Genomic DNA, 22060 nt, shown 5'->3' with positions numbered 1-22060 from the left:
CGTTTATTCCTGATTGTTTTTGGGCACCGATACGGGATCGACAATAGACACAGATAATTCATCAGCAAACTGACTGCCGCCGCCAAGTGCTGCGAAAAGTGCGACCTGTGCTGAAAGGTTGGCGCGATGTATTTGTACCAGTTGCTGCTCGCTCGACAGCAAATCACGTTCTGCATCCAACACTTCCAGATAGCGTGCCGAACCATGGTCATAGCGTAGCTTCGCCAACCGTGCACGCTCAGCCTGTACTTTCAGGGTCTCGCGCGCGATTCCTTCCTGTGCTGCCAACCAGTGGCGCGCAGCTAAAGCATCAGCAACATCCCTGAAAGCAGCCTGCACTGTTTGCTCGTAATGGGCAACAGCCTGCTCGCGCCGCAACCGGGCGACTTCAGTAACTGCCTCGCGTCTGCCACTGTCAAAAATCGGTAAGGTAATGCTCGGTGAAAAAGTCCATGCCTGACTGCCACTGCTGAATAATCCGTTTAACTCAGCACTTGCCGTGCCAGCAAATGCGGTTAAGGCAATTCGGGGGAAAAATGCGGCTCGGGCGACAGCCATATTCGCTTGTGCTGCTCGCAGCGCATGCTCGGTAGCGAGTATGTCCGGTCGCTGCAATAACAGATCTGAGGGCAACCCAGCCTTCAATTCAGGTAATGGCGGCAGAGCATTGAATTGCCCGGACGCAGGCGGCAGTTGCAGTGGTAGCCCCACCAACAAGGTCAATGCATTGATCTGGGTCGCACGCGTATGTTCGAGTTGCGCCTGCAATGCCATTGCCTGTTGCGACAACAACTCGACCTGCGTCAGTTCAAGTCTGGAAGTTGCCCCCAGATCGACACGACGACGAAATATACGCAAGGATTCGGCGCGACTCGCGACAGTGCGTTGTGCCAGCATCAGACGCTCATCCGTTTCGCGCAAAGCAAGATAATTGTTCGCTACTTGTGTGATCAGACTCAGCGCCGTCGCACGGCGGGTCGCATCGCTGGCAAGATACGTTTCTAATGCAGCCGCATTCAGACTGCTGACACGCCCCCAAAAATCAATCTCCCAGCTACTGAAGCCAACACCAAGCTGAAACTGATTACCGACCACCGGCCGACCCGATACATTCAGATCACCGGGCACAGCAGTACGCGTCGCATCCAGACTGCCAGCGATCGTAGGCAAACGATCTGCACGTTGTATGCCGTAAGCCGCGCGCATTTCCTGCACACGCAACAAGGCACTGCGCACGTCACGATTATTGGCTAAGGCCAGCTCAATGAGATGACGCAGAGCCGGATCAGTGAAATACGTTTGCCAACTGATCTGAGTGGCAGGAATACCTGCATCGTGCGCCGGTGCCTCGGTATAAACCTCAGCAACAGGCGATGCAGACGATTGAGGTGCCGGTGCAGATAACGTACAGCCTGCCAGCAACGCAAGCAGCAGCGTCGCTGACGTCATTGATATCAGCTGCCCAAGAAGTCCGGCAGATACATCGTCAGAGCGATCATTTCGGGATTTTTGATACCGATATCCATGCAACATACTTCATCACCTTTGTTCCTGACGTCTATTGGAAATTCCCTCTGCCGCACTATTGATTCTCAGATCAATACCGGTTCAACTTCGCTGACAACGATACCCTGAACATACGGCGACTAAAATCATCACCCCTGACTTAACAAGTGAGTCAAGTAATACAACACCAGTGTTAAAACACCTACCTTCAGGATGCCAAACTAATAATAAGTGAAATCATCACTTCACAGACTGTTCAAGCTCAGGGTACATGCAATTTTTTTATGGCAGATCAAAGTGTCTGCTGCGTCATGCCAGCGTGCGGAAATTTTTCAACAATGAAATTAATAAAACTTCGGACTTTTGCAGAAAGCAAACGACGACTGGGGTAAGCCATGAAAATAGTGACACTACCAAACAAGTGATCAGGAAGCAGCCGGATCAGGCGACCGCTGCGGATATCATTTTCCAACGAATAGGATGGCAACAAGACCAGGCCCATATCAGCAAGAGCGCATTCCCGGAGAATATCTGTGTTATTCGAAACAACCCGGCTATTGACTGGTATCTGCTTTAACGCTTGTTTTGATTTCCCGGGATAAGAGAACTCTTCCGCATCCCGCTCGTGAATCATCCAATTGTGACGCATAAAATCAAAGCCATAATTCAGGCACCGATGTTGAGAGATATCGTCTAAAGTTTGCGGTGTACCGTTGACGCGCAGATATTCAGGTGTCGCGCACAACATGACTTCCGGTGCTGCCAGTTGACGGGCGATCATGCTGCTATCGATTTTTTGTAAATCAAGAAAAAAACCAACATCAATCCCCTCTTCCACCATATCGATAGAATGCGAAGAAATTTTGATGTCCAGAATAATATCGGGGAATTTTTTTGCAAAAAGTGGCAACAAAGGGGCCAGTTGTGACACGCCAAAGCCCGGCACCGAATAAATCCGCAAGGTGCCACTCGGCTTTTTTGCTGATGTTGCAGCAATCGCATCAGCGTCTTCGATATCAGCCAAAATCTGGCGGACGCGTTCGAGATAAACATGCCCGGTTTCAGTCAGCGATAATTTGCGCGTAGTCCGGTTTAATAAGCGCGTACCGAGATGTGATTCAAGGTCTGCGACGTAGCGGGTCACAACGGCATTTGACATCTCCAGAGCAACTGCGGCTCTGGCAAATCCGCCCAACTCAACGACCTTGGAAAATATGCGCATTGATTGTAGCCTGTCCATTTTTCAAGCCCCTTATTGTTCCGCTATAAGCAATAGTATATTCCCGATACTCGTCTTTTTTGATTAAAAAGAAAAGCCTACACTTCGTCCGTCAATAAGCCTTTTACACAATACGCTTATTCAACAAAGCCAGATCCCCACCTTATAGATCGTCATTCGGCACACTCAAAGACCACTTTTACCGGGTTGTATGTAGGCCGCAATGCTATCGGCAGCATAAGCATCAGGGATAGGGCGTTTTGACTCTTGATAACTGAATTGGAAACTTAAATGAAAACGACATATTTATTCATTGCTGGCCTGATCAGCCTCAGCACAAGTGCAGTCTTTGCAGCAGAAACAACAACACCAGCCCCTAAAACCCGTGCCGAAGTTGTCGCTGAACTGGTGCAGGCGCGCGCTCAGGGTGAAGAAGTTGGTATGGAAGGAATGATTTGGTACGAAGCGCAAAAAACTGAATTAGCAAAAGCCAACGCAGCCAAAAAAGAAACTGCCAAAGCTGACAAAAAATAAGCACCGAACATGATTTTTCCGGTACCGGAAAAATGGCCAGACTGGCCTGCTCTCTCAGCGCTCTGCCAAAATGAAAAATGCACTCGATTTTATGTCGAGTGCATTTTTTATCTTAATATCGTTATTCTGAACTTAAAACTCAGAACTCTTCCCACTCATCATTTCTGACAGGTTTAGCCGCGCTTACGCTGGTCAGTTGTGGTGTCGCCTTTTTACTTTTCTTCAATGCAGGCTCGTGTTTTGCCTGGCTGATGCGGCTCTGGGTCTTCGCATCTCTCACTTCTTTTACTGTGTTTTTCAGATTAATAGCACTGCCACCGGACAACTGAAACACGCTGACCACTTGCGCCAGATCTGCAGCCTGATCCTGTAAAGAAGCAGCAGCAGCGGCAGCCTCTTCCACCAGTGCGGCATTCTGCTGGGTAACAGTATCCATTTCCGTAATCGCCTGATTAATTTGTTCGATTCCGGCTTCCTGTTCAATACTGGCTGAGGTAATTTCTCCCATGATGTCAGTGACACGTTTCACACTGTTAACGATTTCTTCCATCATCACACCAGCCTGGTCCACCAGACGGCTACCGGTATCAACTTTACTAACGGAATCATCAATCAACTGCTTGATTTCCTTCGCAGCACTGGCGGAGCGATGTGCGAGACTACGCACCTCACTGGCAACGACAGCAAAACCCCGCCCCTGCTCACCTGCACGCGCGGCCTCAACGGCGGCATTCAGTGCCAGAATATTTGTCTGAAAAGCGATGCCGTCAATAACGCTGATGATATCGACAATTTTCTTAGACGACGTATCGATCGCCCCCATCGTATCGACCACCTGCGAAACAACAGCACCACCTTTGACCGCAACTTCAGAAGCTGCCACCGCAAGCACATTGGCCTGACGGGCATTGTCCACGTTTTGTTTTACGGTGGAGGTCAGTTCTTCCATGGACGATGCGGTTTCTTCAAGCGAGCTTGCTTGTTGTTCTGTACGCGAAGACAAATCCAGATTACCACTGGCGATCTGCGCCGATGCCGTCGCAATCGTGTCTGTTCCATCGCGCACCTGGCCGACAATATTCTGCAAACTACCGTTCATTTCTTTTAACGCCTGCAGCAAGAGACCTGTTTCGTCTTGTGAAGTAACGTGAATTTGCTGATTCAGATTGCCGCCTGCAATCGTATTTGCAATCGTCACAGCCTCATTCAGCTTCACTGAGATTAAGCGTGCAATCCAATAAGCGAACGTAAATGACAGAACCGCAATCACGATAATCAGTACGACGATCCAGGTTCTGGAATCGCTATAAGTTTTTCCAGCAAATTCACTCGACTTCTCAGCACCGGCATCATTGATATCTGCCAACTTATCCACCTCGGCCAGCATGGCACGATAAACCTTTGTCGATTCACCGCGCATTAGGGTAATGGCTTCTTCTTTCGTCCGCTTAGAAGAATACTCAATGATCTTGGTGTGCTCCGCCAGAAATACAGTAATGCTTTTTGCTACTTCCGGATAAATCTTTTTCTCTTCTTCTTCACTGATCAGCGACTCATATTTTTTTTGTAAAGAGATCAAATCGTCGACCTGCTTTGCAGCATTTTTTTCTGCGGTCTGCATATCCTCCGGCGTCGTTGCCAGAATATGCTGTTGTTCAAAACTGCGGATGCGTGCCATCGCCATTTTTACCCGCCCCAAGACTTGTATGCTTGGCAGCCAGTTAGTCGCAACCGCAGTTGCAGCTTCATTGACCTTACTTAACTGGACGATGGAAAAAACACCGAGAAAAATGCTCAGCACGATTGCGATCGAAAATGACAGCAATAACTTGGAGGCAATTTTTAAGTTGTTAAACCATTTCATAATGTAGACTCTTTTTCTTGTTGAATTTGATCGGTCAGACAAACACACTGTTTGCGCATGTCATATCCAATTCTAGGACTGACGCACTGCGATCGATATTGACCGATATCAAGTTGTGCCTATCTGTGCAAGCTGGATATGTCTTTCATTTCAGTACCATATTCCAGATTCATTTTTTTATGCATTAGCGCAAACTCCGGCGCTACGCCCCCCATTTATTTCCGCGAGAGCAACCTGCCACATAAAAAAATAATGAACACTAGTTCATTGTCAGCAGGCATGTTCTGTCCAAAAAAACTGATTCAAAGAAACACAGGATGTTTATTTATTCATGCCAGAACAGGCGGAATAATATGCTGATATTTTCATAAAAAAACATCAGCACACAAGATTTAACTTAAGTAAATATTTGTTAAATTTTTACAATGTATTTGTGCCAAAATTTTTATCGGATCACACCGATTTTTTAGCATCCGTATTGCTGAAATTTCTTTACTTCAGAAGCCGCTGTCGAATCAGGAATCCTGATAAGTTGGCGTTATCGTGCACAGTCCGTTCCCATGCCGCGTAGCGAGCGGCCTGGATCGTATTCGCCTGAATATCATGGAATTTACCAAGATATAAGATACCTAAAAAAAGGCTGATTGCAACGCCGACAAATACCAGAAATTCCATCATGGCTTGTCCTTGTTGAAATCGACTGTGCGCCAACTGTGCCATTATTTGATATTGAAAACCTTGGGGTCTATGGACGCGCTGACTTTCACCGAAACCGGTTCAGTAATGACGACACCGAACTGATCTTTTGCAGTCAATGCCCTGACATAACCTGCCACGTATTTACCGTCGTAGCCGATAAATTTGGTAGAACCCTGAGTTTCAATCATGCAAACCTGACCTGCAATTTGCGTCGTCGCATTTTCTGGCAAGCATTTCAATGGGATGCCATTGACCACCTTGGCATCGGTATAGATTGCGCTATTTTCCTCGCCACCTTTAATCTCTGCTTGCACAGGCTGCGAGACACGCTCGCCATTTTCCTGAACATCAATGTGATAGCTGTTTCCGTTGTTCACAACACGTAATGTTTCCGTTTTTGCGATCGACGAGGCACAGCCGCTTTCCGGAGTCATGTCGACCTTGATGACGCTACTGACCGTTGTATGCGAGTAATTTTTTCCATCGCTGACGTATGTATCTTTATCGATAATAAAATCAGCAGGAATATCAATAAACGGCTTGACTGGCAGATTTCTTATTTGCGCGAAACCGACGCAGGCGTCATACCCATTTTTATACCAGTCGCGATACTGCGCAAGGTTCTCAGGTTTTGTCACCGTTACCACCTCGTAACCCGATCCCGTTGAGCTACTGTTATTGCTATCCGGATTGGCTGAACTGCCGGAACTATTCCCACAAGCAGTTGTGCATATCAAAAGTGTCAGAGCAATACTTTGCTTGAGATACGGCGTTTTATTTCCTGACCACATGTGGAATCCTCACCTAATAAATTTGAAATTGAGATCAACCCATTGCTGGCAACAACGATGTTCGCCAGCGAGGAGTAAATAAACCCGGATACTCTTCTTTTCCATCGAGTCGCAGAGATCGATAAGGGCGATCAAATGACAGAAACACGTGTCGCCACTGCGTATACGCCGCTACCACCGGAATAGAGATCAGCGCTTATTTTTACGATCAATTTACGCGGCATTGCCCTTGAGTACGATGCCGGCGACCGATATGATTTTTTGGATACAGTCATCAATCTCCGACGATTTATCCAAAAAATGAGACGGATTAATGCGTGAAAATCATAGTGCAATATAAGAAATTATTTTTTAACAATTACATTGATTTACATTTCTTTTAAAGATATAAATTTTCTTTATTTCTGAAGAAAACAATTCCATATATATCAAAGACTTATCGTTATTCAACATATTTCTTTTTGCTAATCAAATCGCAAACATCTTATAAAAAAAATTTGTATTTATTTTTCTCTGCAAATAAAAAAAAGCCTTGATAAATCAAGGCCTTAAATTAAAACTTTACATTTGGTATCGTAGGTACACTCTAAAACGGAATATCGTCATCCATATCTGAGAAGTTCGGTGCCGGGCGAGAAGCTGGAGCCTGACGTGGCGCAGGCGCTGCGGCCTGGCGTGGAGCGGGAGCAGGTGCTCCGCCGCCGTAACCGCTGTCATCCATGGCTGCGCCGCCGCCCATGCCCTGACGACCGCCCAGCATCTGCATGCTGTCTGCCTTGATATCGGTCGCATATTTTTCGACGCCGTCTTTGTCTGTGTATTTGCGAGTGCGTAAGCTGCCTTCGACGTAGACTTGTGAGCCTTTTTTCAGATACTGACCAGCGATTTCAGCGAGCTTGCCAAAAAAGGTAATGCGGTGCCATTCGGTCTGCTCTTTCTTTTCGCCGGTCGCTTTATCTTTCCAGCTATCGGTTGTCGCGACGGTAATGCTGGTCATCGCGTCACCACTTGGCATGTAGCGTGTTTCAGGGTCGCGGCCAAGATTGCCGACGATGATGACTTTATTCACGGATGCCATGTAATTCTCCTGTTTTTCTGTAATTCAAATGTGTATTAATTAAGCCTGCACTGCGGGCGCTGCTTTCGTGCGTTTAGCAATGTCGGGCATGTTGATCGCGATTATAAGCCACAGCACCGTCATTATTGCGCACACAATGAAGACGCTTGATCCGCTAAGATTTTGTTTGATCCACCCACCCACAGCGCCGCCACAAAACAAGCCTATCGCTTGCAAGGTGTTATACACGCCCAGTGCCGCACCTTTCGCTGCAGGCGGCGCAATACGCGAGACTAATGATGGCTGACTCGCTTCTAAAATATTGAAAGCCACAAAAAAGGCAAACAATAAACTGACCAAAGCAAAAGGCTGTTGCAGGAACTGCCAGAAACCCAGCTGCACCAACAACAGTAAGGCAATTGCACCGACAAACACCTGTTTCATCTTGCCATATTTTTCACCGATAAAAATCGCTGGCAGCATCGCAATAAACGACGCAAACATAATCGGTAAATAGATTTTCCAGTGCGACGCAACCGGCAAATCGAGAAACTGAACCAACACTGATGGTACGACGACAAACATCGCCATCTGCGACAGATGCAGCACAAACACGCCATAATTTAAGCGCATCAGTTCGCGGTTTTTCAAGACAACGGATAAGGGCACAGGCTCGTGCTGCAAGGCTGGGGCATCCGGTGTGACATACAAAACGACAACTATCGCGATCAGCGAGAGTACCCCAGTCAGCGCAAAAATGCCGCCCATACCTATGCTCTGATACAACAAGGGGGCGATCACCAGCGACAAGGCAAACGTCAAGCCGATAGAGCCGCCCACCATCGCCATCGCTTTGGTTCTGTGCTCGTCACGTGTCGAGTCAGCGATCAAGGCGGTAATGGCGGCAGAAATTGCACCTGCGCCTTGAATCGCCCGGCCGATCAGAACCCCCATGACAGTGGTGGCGGATGCGGCGACAAACGCACCGACCGCAAATAAAATCAGACCGATGACGATGATACGTTTGCGGCCAAATTTATCCGATGCAATACCAAATGGAATCTGACCAAATGCCTGGCTCAGACCATAAATCCCCATCGCCAGCCCGACCAGCAAGGCGTTATCGCCGTCCGGCAGCGTTTTTGCGTGTATCGCAAAGACTGGCAAAATCAGAAACAAACCGAGCATGCGCAAGGCGAAGATCGACGCTAATGATGTGGCGGAACGGATTTCATCGCGGCTCATCCCGGATGATTCACTTTGTATTGCACCAGTGCTATCGGATTTTGTTGCCATAGTCATATTAAAAACTCGCCCACGTGAGGTAATTTGCGCAAAGCAAAGACGAGCCTGCGGTAATGTTCAAAAACCCGTTATAGTAGCAGGTTGCTTGCCTCAGCCCAAATTCAGATCAAATACCATGACGACACGACCAAAAGCCGCTAAAGCACCAAAACCAGCCGAAATCGAGTTCGATGCGGACGATATTGCCCGTATGCAGAAGCGCGAGCTGATCCGCGTACGCGGCGCGCGTACGCATAACCTGAAAAACATCAACATCGATTTGCCGCGCAATAAGCTGGTCGTGATTACTGGCTTATCGGGCTCAGGCAAATCGTCGCTGGCGTTTGACACGTTGTACGCTGAAGGCCAGCGTCGTTATGTGGAATCGCTGTCGGCCTACGCACGGCAGTTTTTGCAGCTGATGGAAAAACCGGATGTCGATCTGATCGAAGGTCTGTCACCTGCGATTTCTATTGAGCAGAAAGCGACTTCGCATAATCCGCGTTCCACCGTCGGTACCGTCACCGAAATTCACGATTATCTGCGCCTGCTGTACGCCCGCGTCGGCACGCCATATTGCCCGGATCATCCGGAAAACCCGCTGGCCGCGCAATCGGTATCGCAAATGGTCGATACCGTGCTGGCAATGCCGGAAGATACCAAGCTGATGATATTGGCACCTGTAGTATCCAACCGTAAGGGCGAGCATGTGGATCTGTTCGAGCAAATGCAGGCGCAAGGTTTCGTACGTTTCCGCGTGCAAAGCGGCACGCATGAAGCAAAGATTTATGAAGTCGATGATTTGCCGAAGCTGAAGAAAACTGAAAAGCATACGATCGATGTTGTCGTTGATCGCGTTAAAGTCAAAGAAGAAATCAAGCAACGTCTGGCGGAGTCTTTTGAAACCTGCCTGCGGATTGCGAATGGCCGCGCACTGATCGTGGATATGGATAGTCAGCAGGAGCAGTTATTTTCGAATAAATTTGCTTGCCCTATCTGCGGCTATTCCTTGCAAGAGCTGGAACCACGCCTGTTTTCGTTCAACAATCCTATGGGCGCGTGTCCGGAATGTGATGGGCTGGGTCATATCGAATTTTTCGATCCTAAACGCATCGTCGCTTTCCCGAATCTGTCATTAGCGAGCGGCGCGGTCAAAGGCTGGGATCGCCGCAATCAGTTTTATTTCCAGATGCTGTCAAATCTGGCGGCATTCTATGAATTTGATATTGATACGCCGTTTGAGCAATTACCGGAATCAGCGCAGCAAATCATTTTGTACGGCTCCGGCAAACAAACCATACCGTTTACCTACATCAACGAAAAAGGCCGTACCGTCATCAAAGAGCACACGTTTGAAGGCGTGGTGACCAACCTGCAACGCCGCTATCGTGAAACCGACTCGATGGCGGTGAAAGAAGAGCTGGCGAAATTCATCAATGAAAAACAATGCCCATCGTGTGACGGTGCGCGTCTGCGGGTAGAGGCACGCAATGTCAAAGTTGGCACAGGCAAACAGGAAAAAGCAATTTACGATATCAGCGCCATGCCTTTGCGCGAGACTTTGCATTTCTTTGAACATCTGACCTTGCACGGTGCGAAACGCGATATTGCCGACCGTATCATCAAAGAAATCACGGCACGTCTGACTTTCCTGAATAACGTCGGCCTCGATTATCTGTCGCTCGAACGCAGCGCCGATACACTCTCCGGCGGTGAAGCCCAGCGCATCCGTCTCGCCTCACAAATAGGCTCCGGGCTGACTGGCGTGATGTACGTACTGGATGAACCATCTATCGGCTTACATCAGCGCGATAACGACAGACTGATCGACACGCTCAAACATCTGCGCGACATTGGTAACAGCGTGCTGGTGGTGGAACATGATGAAGATGCGATACGCTGCGCCGATTTTGTGGTCGACATGGGCATCGGTGCTGGCGTGCATGGTGGCGAAGTGATCGCGCAGGGTTCGCTTGACGACATCATGCAAAATACACGCTCGCTGACCGCAAAATACCTGAGCGGTGAGCTGGAAATTTCGGTACCGGCCAAGCGTCATGAAAGCCATCCGGACAAGCAATTAGTCATCGCCGGTGCGCGTGGCAATAATCTCAAAAATGAGACCATGCATTTGCCGGTTGGTTTGCTGACCTGCGTCACTGGTGTCTCTGGCTCAGGCAAATCCACACTGGTGAACGACACGCTGTATCACGTCGCGGCGCGCCATCTGTATGGCTCGCAAACCGAACCGGCACCATTTGATCATGTCAGCGGGTTGGAACATTTCGATAAAGTGATCTCGGTTGATCAGGCTCCTATCGGACGCACACCACGTTCTAATCCGGCGACTTACACCGGTTTATTCACACCGATACGCGATTTGTTTTCGACCGTGCCAACAGCCAAAGAACGCGGCTACAGCGCAGGCCGTTTTTCATTCAACGTCAAGGGCGGTCGCTGCGAAGCCTGTCAGGGCGACGGCGTGATCAAAGTCGAAATGCATTTCCTGCCGGATGTGTATGTGCCATGCGATGTTTGCCACGGCAAGCGCTATAACCGCGAAACGCTGGAAGTACAGTACAAAGGAAAAAACATCCATCAGGTGCTGGAAATGACCGTCGAAGATGCGCATGAATTCTTTAAACCTGTGCCTGTGATTGCGCGTAAATTACAGACCTTGCTGGATGTCGGTCTGGGTTATGTCCGCCTCGGACAAAGCGCGACCACCTTGTCCGGCGGTGAAGCGCAACGCGTAAAATTGTCGCTGGAATTATCGAAACGTGATACCGGCCGCACGCTGTATATACTCGATGAACCAACGACAGGTCTGCATTTCCACGATATTGCCCTGTTGCTGAAAGTGATACACAGACTGCGCGATCAGGGCAATACGCTGGTCATCATCGAGCATAATCTGGACGTGATTAAAACCGCTGACTGGCTGATTGATCTGGGCCCCGAAGGCGGCGCTGGCGGTGGCCGCATCATCGCCACTGGCACGCCGGAACAAGTTGCCGCCAATCCCGACAGCGTGACCGGCAAATACCTGTTACCTCTTTTAAAGAAACGCAAGAAGTAGTCTCACCATGTCTATTCGTCTGATTGTCGGCCTCGGTAATCCGGGGCCTGAGTATGAACAAACCCGCCACAATGCTGGTTTCTGGCTGATCGATCAGCTGCGGGTCAGCTTGCAGCGGGATAAAAATTTTAATGCGCTGGTCGGCAAAACACGTATTGCGGGAGAGGAAGTCTGGCTGCTGGAACCGCAAACGTTTATGAACCGATCCGGGCAATCTGTCGGTGCGATCTGCCGCTTTTATAAAATCACGCCGGATCAGGTGCTGGTGGTGCACGATGAACTCGATATGCTGCCCGGTGTCGCCAAACTGAAAAAAGGCGGATCTTCGGGCGGCCATAACGGGCTCAAAGATATTACGGCAGCGCTGGGCACGCAGGATTACTGGCGGCTAAGGATTGGTATCGGCCATCCGCGCACGCTGAATCTGAATCAGGGCGTCGCCGATTTTGTACTGCATCGGCCGCGTAAAGAAGAACAGCCGCTGATCGACGAAGCGATAGCAAAAAGTTTAGATGTGTTACCGCTGATGGTCGAAGGTCAGACCGCCGAAGCGATGACCCGTCTGCATACCAACGCAAAGTAAGCGGGACAACCTGGACATGCCTTCTTCCATACAGATTTTTGCCGGGAAAACGGCCTTTGCACATTTGCAGAAAAATGGCTTGCAGGCAGCAGATATCGCGCTGATTCCCGCCGCTGCCGGTGGCCCCAAAGGCCTGATACTGCAAGGTCTGGATCAATGGTTGTTCGGTGAGTGGCTGCCTGCAGCACCGCGCCAACGCACGCTGATCGGCGCATCCATCGGTGCGTGGCGCATGGCGGCGGCAAGTTGTGCAGATCCTGTCGCGGCATTTCAAAGGCTGGCCGATCTGTATTGCGAACAACAGTATCCGGAAAAGCCACCCGCCGCGCTGGTGACGCAAGAGATCACGCAATTACTGCAGCGTTTCATCAGCGGCTACGAGCATGAAATCGTCACTAACCCTTTACAGCATTTGCAGATACTGACGAATCGCGGGCGTGGTCTGTTGCAGTCGCCCACCACGGCGATGCAGGCGAAAGCCGGTTTCGCCAGCGCCGCATTCGCCAATCTGCTGTCACGCGATTTTCTGGCGCGGCACATAGAACGTGTCGTCATCGGCAATCGCGCCGCAGTTAGCGCCTGGCTGGAAAAGCCATTCGATCATTTCCCTACCCATTTGTGCGACTTAAGCACCGACAATCTTGCGCCCGCATTACTGGCGTCTGGCACATTGCCGCTGGTGATGGAACCGGTCAGGCAGATTCCCGGCGCACCGGCTGGCACCTACTGGGATGGCGGCATGATCGATTACCATCTGGCCCTGCCTTACGAGCGCATACTAAGCAATGCAGACAAGGGTGATGCCGGGCTGGTGTTATATCCACATTTCACTGATCGCATCATCCCCGGCTGGCTCGATAAAGCGCTGCCGTGGCGGCGTGCAGGCCAAGGCCGCCATCGCAGTTGGGTCGATAATGTGATCATGATTTCGCCTTCGGCTGAATTTGTACGCCAGTTACCGCGCGGCAAACTGCCGGATCGTCAGGATTTCTTTCATTACGGGCTGAATCATGCGCTGCGCGTTCAGCAATGGAAAATCGCGATCGCCGACAGCGCCCGTATGCGCGATGATCTCGCTGCTTTCATCGCGCAACCGGACATGTCACAAGTTCGTCTCCTGAATCACTGAACTGACTTAGTTGAACTGACTTAGCTGAACTGAATTTCAAATACATAGTCCCAATCAATATGCGCCTTACAAGAGATAAATGCTCTGTACGGCGCATATTTACTTGGTGATGAAATAAAACTGGCCCGGTCATCCCAATTTTGGTGCAGATTTTTTGAGTCTGTCACAGTGATCGGTTAAGATGCTGATCCTTTCAAGAAAGACAGAAGTTCAGCATGAAAACCCGCATCCGTACCGAAGCCGCCGCTCTCTGGCAAATTGCCTGGCCTGTTTTAATCGGCCAGCTTGCCACAGTGGGCATGGGTGTCGCCGACGTTGCGATGACCGGGCATTTCAATGCCGAAGAGCTGGCCGCCGTCTCGCTCGGCACTTCACTCTGGACTATCGTGCTGGTGACGGTGATGGGCATCATGATGGCGGTCAATGCTGTCGTTTCGCATGAAGTCGGCGCTGAACAATACGAGCGAGTCCCGCATATCGTCAGGCAATCGCTGTGGTTGGGTCTTGGCGTCGGTTTAATCGCCTGCCTGTTACTGAATGCGTCCACATTAGTATTTTCATATCTGCAACTGCAGCCGGAAGTGCAGGAAAAAGCGAGCCGCTTTGTGCATATCATCAGCATAGGCATGCCTGCTTTTGCGATGTACCGCGCCTTGTATGGCTACACCACCAGCCTGAATCAGACCAAGCCTGTGATGGTGATGGCATTAGGCGGGCTGCTGTTTAATGTCGTCATGAACTGGCTGCTGATCTACGGCCATTTCGGCCTGCCGCAACTCGGCGCCAGCGGCTGCGCGGTCGCGACCGGCGTCGGTATCTGGTTGATGTTCGGTACGATGATCTGGTGGATGCGACGCGCTCCGGCGTATCGTGCGACCAATCCGTTTTCGCATGTCGAGCCGCCGCACTGGGCTGAAATTCGCTCCACGCTCAAGCTGGGTCTGCCTATCGGTGTCACGTATTTTGCGGAAGTATCGGCATTTGCCTCGGTCGGTTTGCTGATCGCCCGTTTCGGTGTGATTGAAGTCGCGGCGAATCAGATTGCGCTGAACTTTTCTTCGCTGGTATTCATGGTGCCGATGAGTTTAGGCATCGCCATGACGACCCGCGTCGGTCAGGCACTCGGCGAAGGCGATGAGCTGCGCGCGCGCTTTGTATCCTGGGTCGGGGTCGGCCTCTCGCTTGCCTTTTCATTTGTCTCTGCAACCGGCATTACCGTGTTCCGCGACAGTATCGCGGCAGCATATACCTCAGACCCGGAAGTGCAAAAACTAGCGGCGGATCTGCTGTTGTTCGCCGCTATTTTCCAGTTATCCGATGCGGCGCAGGTTACGGCATCCTGCGCGATCCGTGGCTATAAAATCACCCGTACCCCGATGCTGATTCATCTGATGGCGTTTTATGGTTTTGCCCTGCCGATAGGCTGCCTGCTGGGATTAGCGCCGGAATGGATGCCGTGGCGGCCATCGTCACCGATGGCATCGCAAGGATTCTGGATAGGGCTGATCCTCGGATTAACCATTGCCGGCGGTCTGTTACTCGCTTATTTGCAGCGTATCAGCAGTATCCGGGTCAGAATGGCAGTCAAATCCGGTAAAATAGCGGGTTAATTCAATCTGATCGGCAAAACACTATGAGTCTCCAATGCGGCATCGTCGGCCTGCCTAACGTCGGCAAATCCACCTTATTCAATGCACTGACTAAAGCGGGCATCCCGGCAGAAAACTATCCTTTCTGCACCATTGAGCCTAACGTCGGCGTAGTGGAAGTGCCCGATCCACGCCTGAAACAATTGTCGGAAATCGTCAAACCTGAACGCATACAAAATGCGATTGTGGAATTTGTCGATATCGCCGGTCTGGTCGCTGGCGCATCCAAAGGCGAAGGTCTGGGCAACCAGTTCCTCGCACACATCCGTGAAACAGACGCCATCGTCAACGTCGTACGCTGCTTTGAAGATGACAATGTGATTCACGTTGCCGGTAAAGTCAGCCCGCTGGATGACATCGAAGTCATTCAGACCGAACTCGCGCTGGCTGATATGAGCAGCGTGGAAAAAGCGATTCACCGCGAAAACAAAAAAGCCCGTTCCGGCGACAAAGATGCTGCCAAGCTGGTCGCTTTGCTGGAACGCATCATGCCAGCACTGAACGAAGCCAAGCCAGTACGCGCACTGGGTCTGGATGCCGACGAAATGGCACTGATCAAACCGCTGTGCCTGATCACCGCCAAGCCTGCGATGTATGTCGCCAACGTCTCCGACGACGGCTTCACGAATAATCCATTGCTGGATCAACTGACCGCCTTTGCCGCATCCCAGAATGCGCCTATCGTGGCCATCTGCGCTGCGATCGAATCTGAAATTGCCGATCTGGACGACGCCGACAAAGCTGACTTCCTGGCCGATATGGGTATGGAAGAACCGGGTCTCGATCGTCTGATCCGCGCAGCTTACAAATTACTCGGCCTGCAAACTTATTTCACCGCAGGTGTTAAAGAAGTCCGCGCATGGACTATCCACATCGGCGACACCGCACCGCAAGCAGCAGGTGTGATTCACACCGATTTTGAACGCGGCTTCATCCGCGCCCAAACCATCGCATTTGATGACTACATCGCCCACAAAGGCGAAGCTGGTGCCAAAGAAGCCGGCAAAATGCGCGCCGAAGGCAAGGAATACGTTGTGAAAGATGGCGACGTACTGAACTTCCTGTTTAACGTCTGAGTCGAACGATAGAAGTCAGATCTGTTCAGGCCTGATTTCGCACTATCAAGCGGAGCCCATAACCGGGCTCCGCTTTTTTATTGGCGTCAGTGCTAAAGACTTGCTGACGGTTTGCTGATTGCGTCCTGGTGCGATGTATAGACATTGCTGCGACTGAGCGGGACTTGTTGCTCAAGTGCAGTTAACCACTGGTCTGTCGTACAGGAGCTGGCAAAATTTGAATGAAATACCACCTGAAATACGCGGTGGATTTCTTCCGCACTGGCAGCGCCAGCAGCATTGCGGTACGGCAGCGAGCCGCTGGCATCGCTCAGGATTTCGACCTGATAGCCACGATGCGCAGCCTCAAATACGGTGCTGGCATTGCAGTTATGCGTCATATAGCCAACGATGCTCAGCGTGTCGATCTGTAAGGCCTGCAATTGCGCATCCAGTGTTGTTTCGCTAAATGCACTGGCCTTGTTTTTTTCTATCAACACATCAAACGGTCGTTGCATAAGCTCGTCATGCAATGCCCAGGTTTCGGAGCCGCGGGCAAACACCGGGGAAGTTTCCGGCGCAGAATGCTGAATAAGGAAAATCGGAATACCGGCCTGATGCGCAGCATCCATCGCCCTGCCTATCTGCTGCAAAGACGATTGCGGATCGGGATAACTGATGTGCATCTGACCACTGAAGTATTCATTCTGCACGTCAATCACAATCAGGGCACGGCGCGGTGCGGATGGGCTTAATGCGGGAGCAGACATATATTTTCCTTTTTCAGATAAGCGAGGCAACTCAGTATCAGCAACAAAAGCGGTGCTGTGTGAATGAATATTTTGCGTGAAATTCGCTATTTTTCAGAGTGACCCGATTGACATATTTAGATACAATCAGGCCATGCCGAATCCATCTGCCACATTAATAAAATCCGCTGCATCACCGCTCACGATTGGTGTGCTGGCGTTTGATGGCATCAGCCCGTTTCATTTATCGGTACCCAGTCTGGTATTCGGTGACCTACATAAATACGCTGACACCCCTGAAATACGCTTACGTGTCTGCTCGCAGGCGGGCACAGCGGGAAATCACAAAATCAGAACCAGCGCAGGCTATACGCTGGAAACCAAATATGGCCTGTCAACACTCAGGCGAGCCGACATCATTATCATTCCATCGTGGCACGAAGATTTACGGACGACGCCGGGCGAGTTAATCAAATTGCTGCGCTTGGCTAACAAAAACGGGACACATATCGTTGGCCTTTGCCTCGGCGCTTTCGTATTAGCCGATGCGGGTTTGCTGAATCAACGCGAGGCAACGACCCATTGGGCACTGGCGCAGGAGTTTGCGAGTCGCTATCCGCAAGTCCATGTCAAGCCGGATGTCCTGTACGTTGATCAGGACAAAATCACGACCTCGGCAGGAACCGCAGCGGGTATTGATTGCTGCCTTCATCTGCTGCGCACCTACTTTGGTGCCGGGTTAGCGAATCAGGTTGCACGCAGGCTGGTGGTAGCCCCCCATCGTCAGGGCGGGCAAGCGCAATACATAGAACAACCCATACCGGTACTTGCCAGCGACGACCGCTTAGGGAAAGTCTTACATTGGATGCACATTCATTTAGATCAGACGCAAACGCTGGATATGCTGGCCAATAAAGCGCTGATGAGTCGCAGAACATTTACCCGTCATTTTCAGCAACTGACAGGAACCACGGTTGGCAAGTGGCTGCTGCATCAAAGACTGAACTATGCGCAACGGCAATTGGAATCGAGCCGGCAGACTATCGAAGAGATTGCATCCGCTGCCGGTTTCGGCTCCGCCTTACTGATGCGACGGTATTTTGCACAAGTGCTGAAAATTTCGCCCTCCGCCTATCGTCTGCAATTCCGTGGCACCGCTGATGCACCTTAAAAGTGATGTGATTGACAATTTAAACTCACCCGTTTTGCCATAAGGCATTAAAATACTTGACCTGACCGCATTTACTCTCAGATTTACCGCATGCCCTCCATTTCCGAACTCACGATGTATCCAATCAAATCCTGTGCTGGCATTGCGCTGACAGAAGCAGTGATAACCGCGAGTGGATTGAGCTACGCTGGGGTCTGCGACCGTGAATGGATGCTGGTCGACGAGAGCGGTCTTTTTCTGACGCAACGTGAATATCCCCGTATGGCCTGTCTGCGGATAACGATTGCTGGTGACACCTTACGCGTCGATACCGATGCGATGGCAACGCTGAGTATTTTGCTCAAAGCGAATGCCGATGCGCAAAAAATTACTGTCCAGATATGGGAAACGGAAGTCATCGCAGATGATGCCGGTGAAGAAGCGGCGATCTGGTTTAGCCAAGCCTTAGGTACGCGATGCCGGCTGGTGCGTTTCTCGCCACAGGCACAGCGTTACGCCAATACCAAATGGACCGGCGACACACTGGCACCGACCCGCTTTGCGGATGGTTACCCTTTACTATTGATTGCGCAGGCCTCACTCGAAGATCTGAATCGCAGAGCCATTGCACAAGGACGTCAGGCCGTCCCCATGAACCGCTTCCGCCCAAACATCGTCATTGATGGCGTTGAGGCATTCGAGGAAGACTACGCTGCCAGTTATCTGTTGAAGAATGGCATACAGCTGCGTCCTGTTAAACCCTGCCCGCGCTGCCCGATTCCGGCGGTCGATCAATTGACGGGTGAAGTCGGCGCAAGCCCCGTCGATATTTTACAAAGCTATCGCGCCAACCCGATTGTTGACGGCGAAATTACATTTGGCATGAACGTCATCCTCGAACAAGGTGCGGGTTTAGTGCTACGCGTCGGCGATGAAGTTGAGATGCCGATTGCGTTTTGAATACCGCATTCTCTCGAAAAAAATAAGGAAGTATGGACAGAGCCAATGTGAACGCCAGACGTCAGGCACAAAGTCTGGAAAATCTCCGGGTGGAGAATCACGCCCTCCGCACACAGCTCGACGATATCCTGGAACTGGCTCACAGGAATCAAAGCATACTCGCGCGTCATCAGAGTTTTGAATTGAAAATCATCGGTGCGAGTCATTTCAAAGAACTGATCAGCTATATTTTCAGCGAACTGGCAAACACTTCCGATCTTGATATCGTTACCCTCGCGCTGGTCGATCCGCGTCAGGATTTACAACAAATGCTGAACGATCTGCGCATTGACCTGCAAGAGTTTCCCGGCCTGCTCTTTGTCCGCCACGAACACGAATTACAGACCAAAGCACTGCTGTCTTACAAACCTTTGTTAGGCAAATATCAGGGTCATCTGTACGGTAACTTATATCGCAGCTGCGCAAAAAAACCCGCCAGCGTTGCGGTCATTCCGCTGGTGCGGCAAAACCGCCTGATCGGCTATCTGAATCTGGGCAGCTTCAGTGCAGAGCGTTTTCTGACAACGATGGCAACCGATTTCATTGAGCGCCTGGGTTCCATCATTGCGATCTGTTTAGAAAATGTTCTGAATAATGAACGACTCGTTTATATCGGTCTGACAGACCCACTGACGAATGTCAGTAATCGCCGCTATGTCGAACAACGCACGCTGGAGGAAATTGCCCGCGCCCGTCGCCAGTCTTACGGCATCGCCTGTATGTATCTGGACATCGATTTTTTCAAGAAAATTAATGACCAGCATGGTCATCAGGGCGGTGATGATGTCTTGTGCGAGGTGGCAAAGCGGATCAAAGCAGAATTACGGCTCAGCGATACGCTGGGGCGTTTCGGTGGTGAGGAATTTGTAGTTTTACTGATTAACGCCAATCTGCAGGACGCCATGCTGGTAGCAGAACGCATACGTCGCAGCATCGCAGGCAAACCATTTACACTGTCAGATAAGGGACATTGTTCCACCACGATTTCTATCGGATTGACGACCGTGTCGGAGAAACACAATCTGGGTGAGGCGACTGCGGTGGCAAGAGAAATGATCTCTCGCGCCGACCGCGCTTTGTATGATGCTAAACGTTCCGGCAGAAATCAGGTGCGTTGCGAATAACCGGTAGCGGCAACGAAATTATTTAACTTGTGCCGCTTGTAAATGTTCGTATTTCGCCTGCAACTGCGCTGGCGTCTCACGCCATTCAGGATTGAATGGAATGCAGTTCACCGGACAAACCTGCTTGCATTGCGGTTCTTTGTAGTGACCAACACATTCCGTACATTTATGCGGGTCGATTTCATAAATCTCCGGCCCCATAAAAATCGCGTCATTCGGGCATTCGGGTTCACACACGTCGCAGTTAATGCAATCGTCGGTAATCATCAGGGCCATACTTACTTCACTTTCATTTCATCTGCGCATCTGCGGCATGGCAGTAACGCTTTATTTACTTTCGTTCAGCGCGTCAACCTTCTGCTTGAGCCAACGATCAACCGAAGGAAAAACGAACTTGGATACATCACCGCCAAACATCGCGATTTCACGCACGATCGTGCCTGAGATAAACTGATACTGGTCAGACGGCGTCAGAAACAGCGTTTCCACATCCGGCAACAGATAACGGTTCATCCCTGCCATCTGAAACTCATACTCAAAATCCGACACGGCCCGCAGACCACGCACGATCACGCGGGCATCATTCTTCCTGACGAAATCCTTGAGCAAGCCAGAAAAACTCTCCACCCGCACATTCGGATAATGTCCCAGCACTTCATTCGCAATGCTCAGGCGTTCTTCCAGAGAGAAAAATGGCCGTTTATTTTTACTGTCGGCAACACCAACCACCAAAGTATCAAAAAGACCTGAGGCGCGACGCACCAGATCTTCGTGACCGCGGGTCAGCGGATCAAATGTTCCCGGATAAACGGCTGTGACCATCTTGACTCCTTATTTTCGCTATTTGCGCTGTTTGCATAATGATATGCACTAAATTGATCTGGCATTATGCCTGATTTTCGTGCGCATTATGCTGCAAAATGTTGCGTTGCAGAATATGGAAATACACACTTCCGGCTTTATCCGCCCGTATCACCTGCCATCCGCTCAGCAATTCCAGCATATCCGGGTCACTACTTTGCTCGTCGAGCGGGAATTCTGCTTCGACGTAAACATACCCATCATTACTCAGCGCTTCGCGGCAAACAGGCAAAATTTTTGCCAGCCAGCCTTGTTCGAAAGGCGGGTCCAGCAAGATCAGGTCAAATTTTTTCCCTTCGGCCGCAGCGCTCGTGATCACTTTACCGGCATCGCCCCTGAGCACCTGGCACTGATGCGCTTCGAGTTTAGCTTTAACCTGTTCGAGCTGCTTGAACGCCGGCGTATGCGACTCCACCATCGTGACCAGACGCGCGCCACGGCTGGCGGCTTCAAATCCCAGCGCGCCGCTGCCGGCAAATAAGTCCAGGCAACTGACTTGCGCCCAATTCGCGTTAAAAAGATGGTTCAACCAATTAAATGTCGTTTCACGGACACGGTCTGGCGTTGGTCTCAGGCCATCGGCCTCAATCACGCTTAACAAGCTGCGCTTCCACTGGCCGCCGATGATTCGCACCTGATGGGCGACTCTTTGAGGAGATACGGGTTTTTTAGTCTTGGTTTTCATTAGTTGAATGACACTGGTAAGTCAAATTACCCGGCGCGGTCTG

General features: G+C 50.5%; 20 protein-coding genes. 9 read left to right on the top strand and 11 right to left on the bottom strand.

The features are described from left to right. Positions 1-3 precede the first annotated feature (3 nt). A complete protein-coding gene (locus H8K29_RS11760; protein WP_186884490.1) occupies positions 4-1449 on the bottom strand; it encodes an efflux transporter outer membrane subunit in 1446 nt (481 codons plus the stop codon). 349 nt (positions 1450-1798) lie between these two features. Continuing rightward, positions 1799-2728 carry a LysR family transcriptional regulator gene (locus tag H8K29_RS11755; protein ID WP_370527175.1) on the bottom strand — a complete coding sequence of 310 codons (930 nt, stop codon included), beginning with the start codon at positions 2726-2728 and terminating at the stop codon, positions 1799-1801. A gap of 288 nt (positions 2729-3016) precedes the next feature. Here H8K29_RS11755 and H8K29_RS11750 point away from each other — a divergent pair, with 288 nt between their 5' ends. After that, the gene (locus tag H8K29_RS11750; RefSeq protein ID WP_186897742.1) at positions 3017-3259 is read left to right on the top strand and encodes a DUF4148 domain-containing protein; all 243 of its coding nucleotides are present in this window, start codon (positions 3017-3019) and stop codon (positions 3257-3259) included. Between the two features lie 139 nt (positions 3260-3398). Here the strand turns inward: H8K29_RS11750 and H8K29_RS11745 are convergent, their stop codons facing one another. The 5 genes from H8K29_RS11745 to H8K29_RS11725 form a co-directional block, all read right to left on the bottom strand. After that, entirely contained in the window at positions 3399-5123 is a 1725-nt protein-coding gene (locus H8K29_RS11745) for a methyl-accepting chemotaxis protein (RefSeq protein ID WP_186897741.1), read from the bottom strand. A gap of 492 nt (positions 5124-5615) precedes the next feature. Beyond that, a complete protein-coding gene (locus tag H8K29_RS11740) occupies positions 5616-5801 on the bottom strand; it encodes a hypothetical protein (protein WP_186897740.1) in 186 nt (61 codons plus the stop codon). A gap of 41 nt (positions 5802-5842) precedes the next feature. Then, the gene (locus H8K29_RS11735; RefSeq protein ID WP_186897739.1) at positions 5843-6460 is read right to left on the bottom strand and encodes a hypothetical protein; all 618 of its coding nucleotides are present in this window, start codon (positions 6458-6460) and stop codon (positions 5843-5845) included. 739 nt (positions 6461-7199) lie between these two features. Continuing rightward, positions 7200-7691, bottom strand: coding sequence for a single-stranded DNA-binding protein (ssb, locus tag H8K29_RS11730; RefSeq protein ID WP_186884484.1), 492 nt, complete (start codon positions 7689-7691; stop codon positions 7200-7202). A 39-nt stretch (positions 7692-7730) separates the two neighbouring features. Beyond that, on the bottom strand, positions 7731-8915 hold the full coding sequence (locus H8K29_RS11725; RefSeq protein ID WP_186897832.1) for an MFS transporter: 1185 nt from the start codon (positions 8913-8915) through the stop codon (positions 7731-7733). A 250-nt stretch (positions 8916-9165) separates the two neighbouring features. Here H8K29_RS11725 and uvrA point away from each other — a divergent pair, with 250 nt between their 5' ends. The 5 genes from uvrA to ychF all read left to right on the top strand — a co-directional run bounded on the left by uvrA (position 9166) and on the right by ychF (position 16470). Beyond that, positions 9166-12033 (top strand): excinuclease ABC subunit UvrA, encoded by a 2868-nt coding sequence (gene uvrA / locus H8K29_RS11720; RefSeq protein ID WP_186897831.1) that lies wholly within the window; start codon positions 9166-9168, stop codon positions 12031-12033. A gap of 7 nt (positions 12034-12040) precedes the next feature. Then, positions 12041-12616: an aminoacyl-tRNA hydrolase gene (gene pth / locus H8K29_RS11715; RefSeq protein ID WP_186897738.1), complete on the top strand. Its 576-nt coding sequence runs from the start codon at positions 12041-12043 to the stop codon at positions 12614-12616. Positions 12617-12632: 16 nt separating this feature from the next. Then, positions 12633-13745 (top strand): patatin-like phospholipase family protein, encoded by a 1113-nt coding sequence (locus tag H8K29_RS11710; RefSeq protein WP_186897737.1) that lies wholly within the window; start codon positions 12633-12635, stop codon positions 13743-13745. Between the two features lie 215 nt (positions 13746-13960). Next, positions 13961-15355, top strand: coding sequence for an MATE family efflux transporter (locus tag H8K29_RS11705; RefSeq protein ID WP_186897736.1), 1395 nt, complete (start codon positions 13961-13963; stop codon positions 15353-15355). A gap of 23 nt (positions 15356-15378) precedes the next feature. Further along, positions 15379-16470: a redox-regulated ATPase YchF gene (ychF, locus tag H8K29_RS11700; protein ID WP_186897735.1), complete on the top strand. Its 1092-nt coding sequence runs from the start codon at positions 15379-15381 to the stop codon at positions 16468-16470. A 92-nt stretch (positions 16471-16562) separates the two neighbouring features. Here the strand turns inward: ychF and H8K29_RS11695 are convergent, their stop codons facing one another. After that, positions 16563-17219, bottom strand: a complete 657-nt coding sequence (locus H8K29_RS11695) for a cysteine hydrolase family protein (protein ID WP_186897734.1) — start codon at positions 17217-17219, stop codon at positions 16563-16565. A gap of 133 nt (positions 17220-17352) precedes the next feature. Between H8K29_RS11695 and H8K29_RS11690 the strand changes: the two genes are divergently transcribed. The 3 genes from H8K29_RS11690 (at position 17353) to H8K29_RS11680 (ending at position 20471) form a co-directional block, all read left to right on the top strand. Further along, positions 17353-18369 (top strand): GlxA family transcriptional regulator, encoded by a 1017-nt coding sequence (locus tag H8K29_RS11690; protein WP_186897733.1) that lies wholly within the window; start codon positions 17353-17355, stop codon positions 18367-18369. Positions 18370-18459: 90 nt separating this feature from the next. Beyond that, positions 18460-19308, top strand: coding sequence for an MOSC domain-containing protein (locus tag H8K29_RS11685; protein WP_186897732.1), 849 nt, complete (start codon positions 18460-18462; stop codon positions 19306-19308). A gap of 32 nt (positions 19309-19340) precedes the next feature. After that, entirely contained in the window at positions 19341-20471 is a 1131-nt protein-coding gene (locus H8K29_RS11680) for a diguanylate cyclase (protein ID WP_186897731.1), read from the top strand. A gap of 18 nt (positions 20472-20489) precedes the next feature. Here H8K29_RS11680 and H8K29_RS11675 read toward each other — a convergent pair whose 3' ends face one another. From H8K29_RS11675 to rsmD, 3 genes are all read right to left on the bottom strand, one after another. Further along, positions 20490-20747: a YfhL family 4Fe-4S dicluster ferredoxin gene (locus H8K29_RS11675; protein WP_186884475.1), complete on the bottom strand. Its 258-nt coding sequence runs from the start codon at positions 20745-20747 to the stop codon at positions 20490-20492. A gap of 51 nt (positions 20748-20798) precedes the next feature. Next, the gene (gene coaD / locus H8K29_RS11670) at positions 20799-21293 is read right to left on the bottom strand and encodes a pantetheine-phosphate adenylyltransferase (protein ID WP_186884474.1); all 495 of its coding nucleotides are present in this window, start codon (positions 21291-21293) and stop codon (positions 20799-20801) included. Between the two features lie 64 nt (positions 21294-21357). After that, a complete protein-coding gene (gene rsmD / locus H8K29_RS11665) occupies positions 21358-22017 on the bottom strand; it encodes a 16S rRNA (guanine(966)-N(2))-methyltransferase RsmD (RefSeq protein WP_186897730.1) in 660 nt (219 codons plus the stop codon). Positions 22018-22060 lie beyond the last annotated feature (43 nt).

It is taken from the genome of Undibacterium sp. CY21W (genome assembly GCF_014284265.1).
In the GTDB taxonomy this organism is placed as follows: Bacteria; Pseudomonadota; Gammaproteobacteria; order Burkholderiales; family Burkholderiaceae_D; genus Undibacterium; species Undibacterium aquatile.
This window is presented reverse-complemented; position numbering and strand designations above follow the sequence as displayed.

Bases quoted from the DNA above. Each gene is read 5' to 3' on its own strand.
- H8K29_RS11675 (WP_186884475.1), bottom strand. From the start codon at position 20,747: ATGGCCCTGATGATTACCGACGATTGCATTAACTGCGACGTGTGTGAA.
- H8K29_RS11740 (WP_186897740.1), bottom strand. From the start codon at position 5,801: ATGATGGAATTTCTGGTATTTGTCGGCGTTGCAATCAGCCTTTTTTTA.
- ssb (WP_186884484.1), bottom strand. From the start codon at position 7,691: ATGGCATCCGTGAATAAAGTCATCATCGTCGGCAATCTTGGCCGCGAC.
- H8K29_RS11745 (WP_186897741.1), bottom strand. From the start codon at position 5,123: ATGAAATGGTTTAACAACTTAAAAATTGCCTCCAAGTTATTGCTGTCA.
- H8K29_RS11725 (WP_186897832.1), bottom strand. From the start codon at position 8,915: ATGAGCCGCGATGAAATCCGTTCCGCCACATCATTAGCGTCGATCTTC.
- uvrA (WP_186897831.1), top strand. From the start codon at position 9,166: ATGCAGAAGCGCGAGCTGATCCGCGTACGCGGCGCGCGTACGCATAAC.
- rsmD (WP_186897730.1), bottom strand. From the start codon at position 22,017: ATGAAAACCAAGACTAAAAAACCCGTATCTCCTCAAAGAGTCGCCCAT.
- coaD (WP_186884474.1), bottom strand. From the start codon at position 21,293: ATGGTCACAGCCGTTTATCCGGGAACATTTGATCCGCTGACCCGCGGT.
- H8K29_RS11685 (WP_186897732.1), top strand. From the start codon at position 18,460: ATGCCCTCCATTTCCGAACTCACGATGTATCCAATCAAATCCTGTGCT.
- H8K29_RS11755 (WP_370527175.1), bottom strand. From the start codon at position 2,728: ATGCGCATATTTTCCAAGGTCGTTGAGTTGGGCGGATTTGCCAGAGCC.
- H8K29_RS11710 (WP_186897737.1), top strand. From the start codon at position 12,633: ATGCCTTCTTCCATACAGATTTTTGCCGGGAAAACGGCCTTTGCACAT.
- H8K29_RS11760 (WP_186884490.1), bottom strand. From the start codon at position 1,449: ATGACGTCAGCGACGCTGCTGCTTGCGTTGCTGGCAGGCTGTACGTTA.
- H8K29_RS11695 (WP_186897734.1), bottom strand. From the start codon at position 17,219: ATGTCTGCTCCCGCATTAAGCCCATCCGCACCGCGCCGTGCCCTGATT.
- H8K29_RS11750 (WP_186897742.1), top strand. From the start codon at position 3,017: ATGAAAACGACATATTTATTCATTGCTGGCCTGATCAGCCTCAGCACA.
- H8K29_RS11690 (WP_186897733.1), top strand. From the start codon at position 17,353: ATGCCGAATCCATCTGCCACATTAATAAAATCCGCTGCATCACCGCTC.
- H8K29_RS11680 (WP_186897731.1), top strand. From the start codon at position 19,341: ATGGACAGAGCCAATGTGAACGCCAGACGTCAGGCACAAAGTCTGGAA.
- H8K29_RS11705 (WP_186897736.1), top strand. From the start codon at position 13,961: ATGAAAACCCGCATCCGTACCGAAGCCGCCGCTCTCTGGCAAATTGCC.
- pth (WP_186897738.1), top strand. From the start codon at position 12,041: ATGTCTATTCGTCTGATTGTCGGCCTCGGTAATCCGGGGCCTGAGTAT.
- ychF (WP_186897735.1), top strand. From the start codon at position 15,379: ATGAGTCTCCAATGCGGCATCGTCGGCCTGCCTAACGTCGGCAAATCC.